We start from the raw sequence: 7,745 nt of genomic DNA on the forward strand, positions 1-7,745 counted from the left end.
GCTGGCTGGACGACCTCGCGAACAGCGCACTGGCCCCTCTCGCCGGCCTCGCCGGAGCCCTGCGCGAAGACCGCCATGCCGTCGCCCAGGGCATCACCACCCCTTACAACTCCGGGGTCAACGAAGGCCGCATCACCGACGTCAAGCTGCAAAAAACGCCTGATGGCCGGCCGCGCCAGCGTCCCACTACTCCGCCACCGCGTCGTCCTGATCGCCCACCTCCGCCGCCGCTACGAGGACCGGCCGACCCTCACACCAAGATGATCTCCGGCTACGAAAATCTTGCCAGAGCCGCATCTGGTCCTGTTCGATGCGGTGCATCTGGACGGGCGCGGCCTGACCGGGCTGCCGTACACCGAGCGCCGCGCCCTCCTGGAAGGCCTGGAGCTCGACGGGGAGCACTGGTCGACGCCCGCAGCGGTCGTCGGGCACGGGGCGCAGGCCCTGGAGATGACCCGGGCCGCGGGGCTGGAGGGTGTGGTCGCGAAGCAACTTGCGTCGGTGTACGAACCCGGGGTCCGGTCCCGCTCGTGGATCAAGATCCGGCACGTGCGGACCGTCGATGTGATCGTGGGTGGGTGGGTACGCGGCCGCGGCCGGCTCACCGGCCTGCCCGGAGCATTGCTGGTGGGCGAGGCGCACGAAGGCGGGCTGCGGTATATGGGCAGCGTCGGCACCGGATGGAGCGACACCGAACGCACCGCGCTCGCCGGCCTGCTCCAGGTCGCCGCGATCGACGAGTGCCCCTTCGACAAGGCGCCCCACGTGGCCGGCGCACGGTGGGTCCTGCCCCGCATGGTCGACGAGGTCTGCTGCACAAACCGGACCCGCGCGGGGCTGCTGCGGCAGCCCTCCTGGCACCGGCTGCGCCCCGACCTCGCCCCGGACGACCTCATGTGACCGAGCGCGATAGCTGTCACTTGGGCGTGGCATCTGTCGTCGGCCTCGGCTTCGCGAGATCGGGCGGCTCGGAAAGTCTGAGGTTCCCCCGAGATGCGGGGATGGGTGACAGAAGGTCAGATGGGTCTCATGAGAGGAGCCCAGACGGTGCCTGCGCCGAGGAAGTACCCGCTGGAGTTGCGTGAGCGTGCGGTACGGATGTACCGGACCGCCGAGCCGAAGCCCGTGATCCGCCGCATGGCCGAGGAACTCGGCGTGCACCACGAGGCCCTGCGCAACTGGATCCGCCAGGCCGAGGCTGACGCCGGCGAACGCGACGACCTGCTCACCACCGCCGAGCGTGAGGAGCTTGCCGCCCTGCGCAAGGAGAATGCCCAGCTCAAGCGTGCGAATGAGGTCCTGCGGACGGCCTCGGCTTTTTTCGCGGCCCAGCTCGACCCGACCCGGCCCAGGTGACGGCGCTCGTTGACGAGCACCCGCATCTGGGGGTCGAGCCCGTACTCCGGGAACTGAACATCCCCTCCTCCACCTACTACCGGTGGCGCCAGGCCGAGAAGGAACCGTGCGAACGGCGCCGCCGGGACGCCGAGCTGACGGGCAGGATCCGGCAGGTCCACGACGAGTCCGGCGGGATCTACGGCTCACCTCGCGTGCACGCCGTCCTCAAGCGTGAGGGCGTCCACGTCGGCAGGAAGCGCGTCGAGCGGCTCATGCGGGAGGCCGGCCTGGCCGGGATCAGCCCCCGCCGGGGCACGGGTTTCACTCGCCGTGACCCGGACGCCGATCTGGCCCCTGACCTGGTGCAACGCGACTTCACCGCGAATGGGCCGAACCGGCTGTGGGTTACCGACTTGACCATGATCTCCACTGGGGAGGGGCCGTTGTGGCTGTCCGCGATCCGCGACGCGTTCTCCCGCCGGGTGGTCGCCTGGGAGACCTCCGCCCGCGCGGACGCCGACCTGGTCCTCACCTCGCTGGAGTATGCCCTGGCCAGCCGCGAAGTCGCCCCCGGTGAGCTCATTCACCACGCCGACCACGGCTGTCAATACACGCTTCGAAATCACCGCGCTCATGCTCGCCGCGTGAGCAACGAAGCGTGTCCACCATCACGGGGAAGCTTCACCCCTGTATCTGTGACGGAGCACAGGTTCAGACGAAAACCCCGCTCTCAGAGGGAGGATGGAAGCAACTCCTTAGCGCCCCCTGCATAGAGACGACACGGGGGAAGCTGATGGATCAGTACGCGCTCTGCCGGAGTCTCCGCCGTAAGGGTTCAAATGCGGTAGCGGCGCAGGGTCGGGGCTGCCACAGCAAGAGCCAGCGTCATCACTACGACCAGGGCTCCGCCGCCCGCGACGGCGGCCTGGGGGCCGAGTGCGGAGCCTGTGGTGCCGTGCAGCACGTCGGCGAGGCGCGGACCGCCCGCGACCACTACCGTGAACACGCCCTGCATACGGCCGCGCATCTCGTCGGTTGCGGCAGAGAGCAGGATCGCCTCGCGGAACACTATGGAGACCATGTCGGCGACCCCGGCGCCGACGAGGAAGGCCACGGTTACCCACAGGTTGCGGCTCAGGCCGGCCCCGGTGATGGCCACGCCCCAGCCGACCACGGCTCCGATCACCATCCAGCCGTGCCGGCGCACCCGCGAGAACGTGCCGGAGAACAGACCGCCGATCACCGTGCCGAGTGGGATGGCTGCGAACAGCACGCCGAGCGCCAGCCCCACGCCGTAGGTGGCGTAGGTCTGGTTGGCCAGCTGTGGGAACAGGGCGCGGGGCATACCGGCGACCATCGCGATGATGTCGACGAGGAAGGACAGCAGCAGCACCTTGTGCCCGGCGACGTAGCGGAATCCGGCTGCGATCTCCCGTATTCCGGCCCGGCGGGTGGAATGCATGCCCAGTGGCGGCAGCGCGGGAAGCTGGAAGACGGCCCACACGGTGGCGCACAGGGCTACTGCGTCGATCAGATACAGCTCGGGCAGGCCGATGACGGGGATCAGCACGCCGGCCAGCAGCGGGCCCGCAACCAGACAGGCCTGGTTGACCGTTGCGCCGAGGGCGTTGGCGGCGGGCAGTTCCTCGGCCGGCACCAGCCGGGCGATGGAGGCGCTGCGGGCCGGTGAGTTGAGGCCGAAGAGCGCCTGCTGTACGCCGAGCAGCACCATCAGGACGACGACGGAGTGAAGTCCGGTGACTGCCTGAGCCCAGAACAGCAGTGAGGTCACGGCGATGCCGATGTTGGTGACCAACAGCAGCTTGCGGCGGTCCACCGTGTCCGCGACTGCCCCGCCCCACAGCGCGAACACGACCAATGGCAGCAGGCCGGCGAGGCTGGCGTAGCCGACCCAGGCCGAGGAGTGCGTGATGTCGTAAATCTGCTTGGGCACGGCCACGGCGGTGAGTTGACTACCGACGGTGGTGACGATGGTCGACGACCAAAGCCGCCGGTAGGCGGGATGGCGCAGGGGGCGGGTGTCCATCGCCCAGCGCCGCCAGCCGCGCCTGGGCGGCCGGCCGTCGGCCTGGGGGTCGGTGACGGACGAGGCACTGCTGCTCTCGTTCGTGTTCACGAGATCCAATGGTCGCTACATCTTTCGATTGGAGCCGCACTTTCTCAGCAGCTTCTATGACTCTTCGAACCGGTTGTCTCGGGATCGGACCAGGAACGTGGTGCCGAGCGTGATCACGGTGACGGCGACTGGCAGGGCTTTGCAGGGTGGTGTCGTAGGGCTGCCATGGTGTGGGTTGTCAGCAAGTGGGGCGGGTACCGGTTGTTGCCGGTTGTCATCTCCTCGAGCCGTGGAGACGATCTATGCAGCCCGTCCCGCGGCCTGGCTGATGGACTTGCGGCTGGGCCTTGCGGCCGCGTCAGCAGTTCCTCGAAGTACTGAGGGACCTGCTGACGCTGTTTTTCCGGCGGCCAGGAGCGGCCGGAAAGCGGCCTGCATCCAGGCGAGCGTGCACGCGGGGTCGTAGGGGAGCAGCGTGAACCGGGACCGCTGGATCGCCCTGCGGTTCGATCCGCCGCGTCGCAGAACTCGACGGTGTCGGTGTCCTCCGGATGTTGGTGCGCGGTCCGGAGGACCGCCCCGCGAACGGTCCAAGTGCATCGGCCGCGGGGCAGGGAAGCGTTCCTTGACCTATGGCACTACGACAGTCAGTGAGGTGCCGGTCAGTTGGAAACCGAGCTTCTCGTAAACGCGGCGGGCCGGATTCGCATCGCTCACGACGAGCGAGACGTCGGCCAGTCCGTCGGCCGCAGCATCGCTCAGCACTCGACGCAGCAGATTGGCGCCAAGGCCCGCGTAGAGCGCTTCGGGCCGGCGGAACACGTCCGCGATCCACGGCAGGCCGTCACGATCGGTGAGGATCGCCCCAGCGACCACGCGGTTCGTCTCGTCCACCACCAAGGCGCTGCACGGAAGCACCGGCCCGAGAACGGAGCCCGCCAGCATCGGCGCCAGGAGCTCGTTGAGCGCTTCTTCGTCGCTGCCGGAGTGATGGTCGGGATGGTTGGCATGAAAGGCGGCTCGCCATGCCGGGAACACCGCAGCAGCATCGAGGTCACAAGGAACTGCCCGAAGTCCATTGCCCAGGCCTCGTGATGACCAGTCGACCGGTGGCGGACACGCGACCAGATCTCTCCGCATTTCATGGGCATGCCGCATCACCCGGGCACCACGGCCCAGCAGTTGCTCACCGAGCTCCACGGAACCCGAGACCGCCCACCCGGACATGCCGGCGATGATGGTGTCCACGGGGTCGGGGCCGACAACTTCGGCCAGGTCCGCCCATGGGTGCCCCTCCCGAACACCCTCCAGATAAGTCAGGACCGGCACCCCCTGCCCGTTGGTCAGGGTCTGGCGCTGCTCGTCGTTCTCAGTCACTCTCAGTCACTTTCATCCTTGATAGATCACTTGTGCCTCAGCGAGGGCATTCTGCATTTCCGCATCCGGTGTCACAACATAAATTCCGCAATTTGAACGATTCACCGCTCCCGATGAGGGTCGAGTGGGCCCTCCTGATCGCCGCGTTGGCGAGCTCGACCAGGAATCCGCCATGCACCGTGCCCTGCTGGTTGCCGTGAAAAGCCAGGTCTACCTCGGCACGAACCGATGCATCAAAGATCCGGACCTCTCAGTGCCTGATCCGTCCGGTCTCGGGCGCTGGTGGCCCTCGTGGGTGCCGGTGGAGCTTGCCTACAGTGTCCGTGTGAGTGACGTGACGAGCGGGCGTACGGGACGGGTGGTCGTGCTGGTGCTGCCCGAGGTGAACCTGTTGGATCTCGGTGGCCCGGTCCAGGTCTTCTATGCGGCAGCCCACTTGGGAGGCTGCTATCGGCTGGAGTACGTCGCCGAGACTGGTGGGGTGCGCTCGGCGCAGGGGCTGGAGCTCGCCGGGCTCCAGGCGCTTGCGGCGACGCAGGCGGGACCGGGTGATCTGGTGCTGGTCCCGGGGCCACGGCTGACTGGATCCGACCAACTGGTGTCGAGCGCCGCAGTGCGATGGCTGCGGGACGCCTATGACTCGGGGGCGCGGGTGGCGTCGGTGTGCAGCGGTGCCGCGGCCCTGGGAGAGGCAGGGCTGCTGGATGGTCGGGCGTGCACGACGCACTGGTCGCTGACCGGAGCGATGCGCGAGCGGTATCCGGCAGCCCGGGTCCGCGAGGCGGCCCTGTACGTCCACGACGGGCGCATCAGTACCAGCGCGGGCATCTCCTCCGGGATCGACCTTGCTCTGTCCCTCGTCGAACGCGACCACGGCCCGGAACTGGCCGCCGCCGTCGCCCGTGAGCTGGTGCTCTATCTACGGCGGGACGGCGATGCTGCCCAGATCAGTCCATTCCTGCGCTACCGCGATCATGTGCAGCCCGCCGTGCACCGGGTGCAGGACCACCTGGCTCAGAACCTGGATGCCCCGCACTCCCTCGACGAGCTCGCCGCCGTTGCCCATCTGTCGCCGCGTGGTCTGACGCGGGCCTTCACCACGGCCACGGGGATCACTCCGCTGGCCTACCAGCGCCGACTGCGCCTGGAACGGGCCCGTGCCCTGCTGACGGACACCGACCTGACGGTGGAGACGGTCGCTGCCCGTTGCGGCTTCCGTGACGCACGGCAGTTGCGCCGCCTGGTCACCGAGAGCTTCGGTATTCCGCCGTCCCGGCTCCGCACGCAGTTGCGCCCTGCCAGCTGAAACGCCCGCTGGGAACGGCTCCTGACACCTTCCCTCGGCCACTTCCTTTCTTGTTTTCCCCATGGAGGCGGTTGCGTGTGCCGCACCGCCATTGATCGACCGTTTTATGGAGGTATGTCGTGTCTGGATTGAATAGGGGGCGCCGGGCGGTCCGCCGGGCGGGCTGGGTGCTCATGGGCATGGTGCTGTCGGTGGCGTCGTTCGCCGCGATCGCCTTCGCGGGGGTGAGCACGTCGATGGCGGACAGTTTCGCCCCCGCACCTGCCGCGTCGGACGCGCGTGCGTGGCCGACCGCGCGGGCCGTGCCGACCGGCCGGATCACAGTGGCCGTGGTGGTCAGCAACCAGGGGTCCGTGGCCACCGACGTGATGGCGCCGTATCGGGTGTTCGCCGAGTCGGAGAAGTTCTTCGTCTACACCGTGGCAGCCGAGCGCCGCGTCTCCCAGCTGTCCGGCGGGGCCCATCTCCTGCCCGACCATACGTTGGCCGAGGTGGACACGGGAGCGGTCCCCGAGCCCGATGTGGTGGTCGTGCCCGCGGTGACCGACCCGGCCGACGCCAAGGAGACGCCGCTGCGGGACTGGATCGTGGAGCGGCACCGCAAGGGCGCGCATGTTCTGGGAGTATGCGCGGGCTCGGAGCTGCTGGCAGCCTCCGGCCTGCTGGACGGCCGGAACGCGACCTCCTTCTGGTCCAACATCAGCTCCCTGAAGCGCCATTACCCCCAGGTGCACTGGAAGCGCGGCCAGCGGTATGTGGAGGACGACCGGGTCACCACCACCGCCGGCGTCACCTCCGGCACGGTCGGAGCCCTGCGGGTCGTGGAGGAACTTGCAGGCAAGGAAGAAGCCGCCCGAATCGGGAAGGGCCTGTCGTATCCGGGCTGGACTCTGGACGGGCCAACCACGATCCCGGCCAACCACCTCACCCCCGGCGACCTGCCGTACGCGCTGAACGCCGCGTTCCCCTGGCTGCGCTCCACGGTGGGGATCGGCCTGGTCGACGGCGTCGATGAGATCGACGCCGCAGCCGCCTTCGAAGCGTACGGCGGGGTGTCCTTCAGCGCACGTACGGTGGTCCTCGGCAGCCGTGGCACAGTCACCACTCGTCACGGCCTCGTCCTGGTCGCCCAGCCGACAGGTTCCAGCTCCCACGGAGTGGACCGCTTCGTGGTGCCGGGCGTCGCGGACGTGTCGGCCGTCGACACATCGCTGCGCACTTGGGCGCACCGCAACAAGCTGGCTGTCGAACTGCCCGGCGGGGGACGGCATGACCGTGAGTTCGGCTTCGATCCGGTCCTGCGTGACCTCGCCCGCCACAGCGACCGCTCCACGGCCCGGGTCACGGCGAAGTTCTCGGAGTACCCCTCCTCCCACCTGACGCTCACCGGGGCGGCCTGGCCCTGGCGGTCGACCCTGCTGGCCGTCGCGGCGGCCGCGGTCAGTGTCGGTGCGGGGTTCCTTCCGACGGCGATCCGGCGGGCTGCGCGGCACCTGCGGGCGGCATGACAGCGCGTTGCACCCCACGGGGTGCTCTCCCAGCCCACAGCCCCTTAGTACTCCAGTCTGACTTCGCGATCTTGTGGCCGTACCCGGCCGAGAACGGGTACGGCCACCGCGTGATCATCGGTTGGTGTGTGGACAAACG

Annotated in this window: 6 protein-coding genes and 1 pseudogene; 5 read left to right on the forward strand and 2 right to left on the reverse strand. The window is 68.6% G+C overall.

The window, feature by feature from the left end:
- Positions 1-294 precede the first annotated feature (294 nt).
- The 3 genes and pseudogenes from ABZY11_RS41170 to ABZY11_RS41180 form a co-directional block, all read left to right on the forward strand.
- Positions 295-900: pseudogene (locus ABZY11_RS41170) on the forward strand (ATP-dependent DNA ligase); the annotation flags it as partial.
- Positions 901-1,047: 147 nt separating this feature from the next.
- Entirely contained in the window at positions 1,048-1,356 is a 309-nt protein-coding gene (locus ABZY11_RS41175; protein WP_176740405.1) for a transposase, read from the forward strand.
- A complete protein-coding gene (locus ABZY11_RS41180; RefSeq protein WP_356484073.1) occupies positions 1,353-2,111 on the forward strand; it encodes an IS3 family transposase in 759 nt (252 codons plus the stop codon). The genes ABZY11_RS41175 and ABZY11_RS41180 overlap by 4 nt, the downstream gene beginning before the upstream one ends.
- Positions 2,112-2,173: 62 nt before the next feature.
- On the opposite strand, the gene ABZY11_RS41185 is transcribed toward ABZY11_RS41180, so the two are convergent.
- Complete coding sequence (locus ABZY11_RS41185; RefSeq protein WP_356484074.1) at positions 2,174-3,475, reverse strand: MFS transporter; 1,302 nt, start codon at positions 3,473-3,475, stop codon at positions 2,174-2,176.
- Between the two features lie 570 nt (positions 3,476-4,045).
- A complete protein-coding gene (locus ABZY11_RS41190; protein ID WP_356484075.1) occupies positions 4,046-4,792 on the reverse strand; it encodes a GNAT family N-acetyltransferase in 747 nt (248 codons plus the stop codon).
- 325 nt (positions 4,793-5,117) lie between these two features.
- Here ABZY11_RS41190 and ABZY11_RS41195 point away from each other — a divergent pair, with 325 nt between their 5' ends.
- The gene (locus ABZY11_RS41195) at positions 5,118-6,098 is read left to right on the forward strand and encodes a helix-turn-helix domain-containing protein (protein ID WP_356484076.1); all 981 of its coding nucleotides are present in this window, start codon (positions 5,118-5,120) and stop codon (positions 6,096-6,098) included.
- Between the two features lie 119 nt (positions 6,099-6,217).
- Positions 6,218-7,606 (forward strand): DJ-1/PfpI family protein, encoded by a 1,389-nt coding sequence (locus ABZY11_RS41200; RefSeq protein WP_356484077.1) that lies wholly within the window; start codon positions 6,218-6,220, stop codon positions 7,604-7,606.
- Positions 7,607-7,745: the final 139 nt, after the last annotated feature.

The sequence above is a fragment of the Streptomyces sp. NPDC006510 genome (assembly GCF_040611955.1).
Classification (GTDB): Bacteria; Actinomycetota; Actinomycetes; order Streptomycetales; family Streptomycetaceae; genus Streptomyces.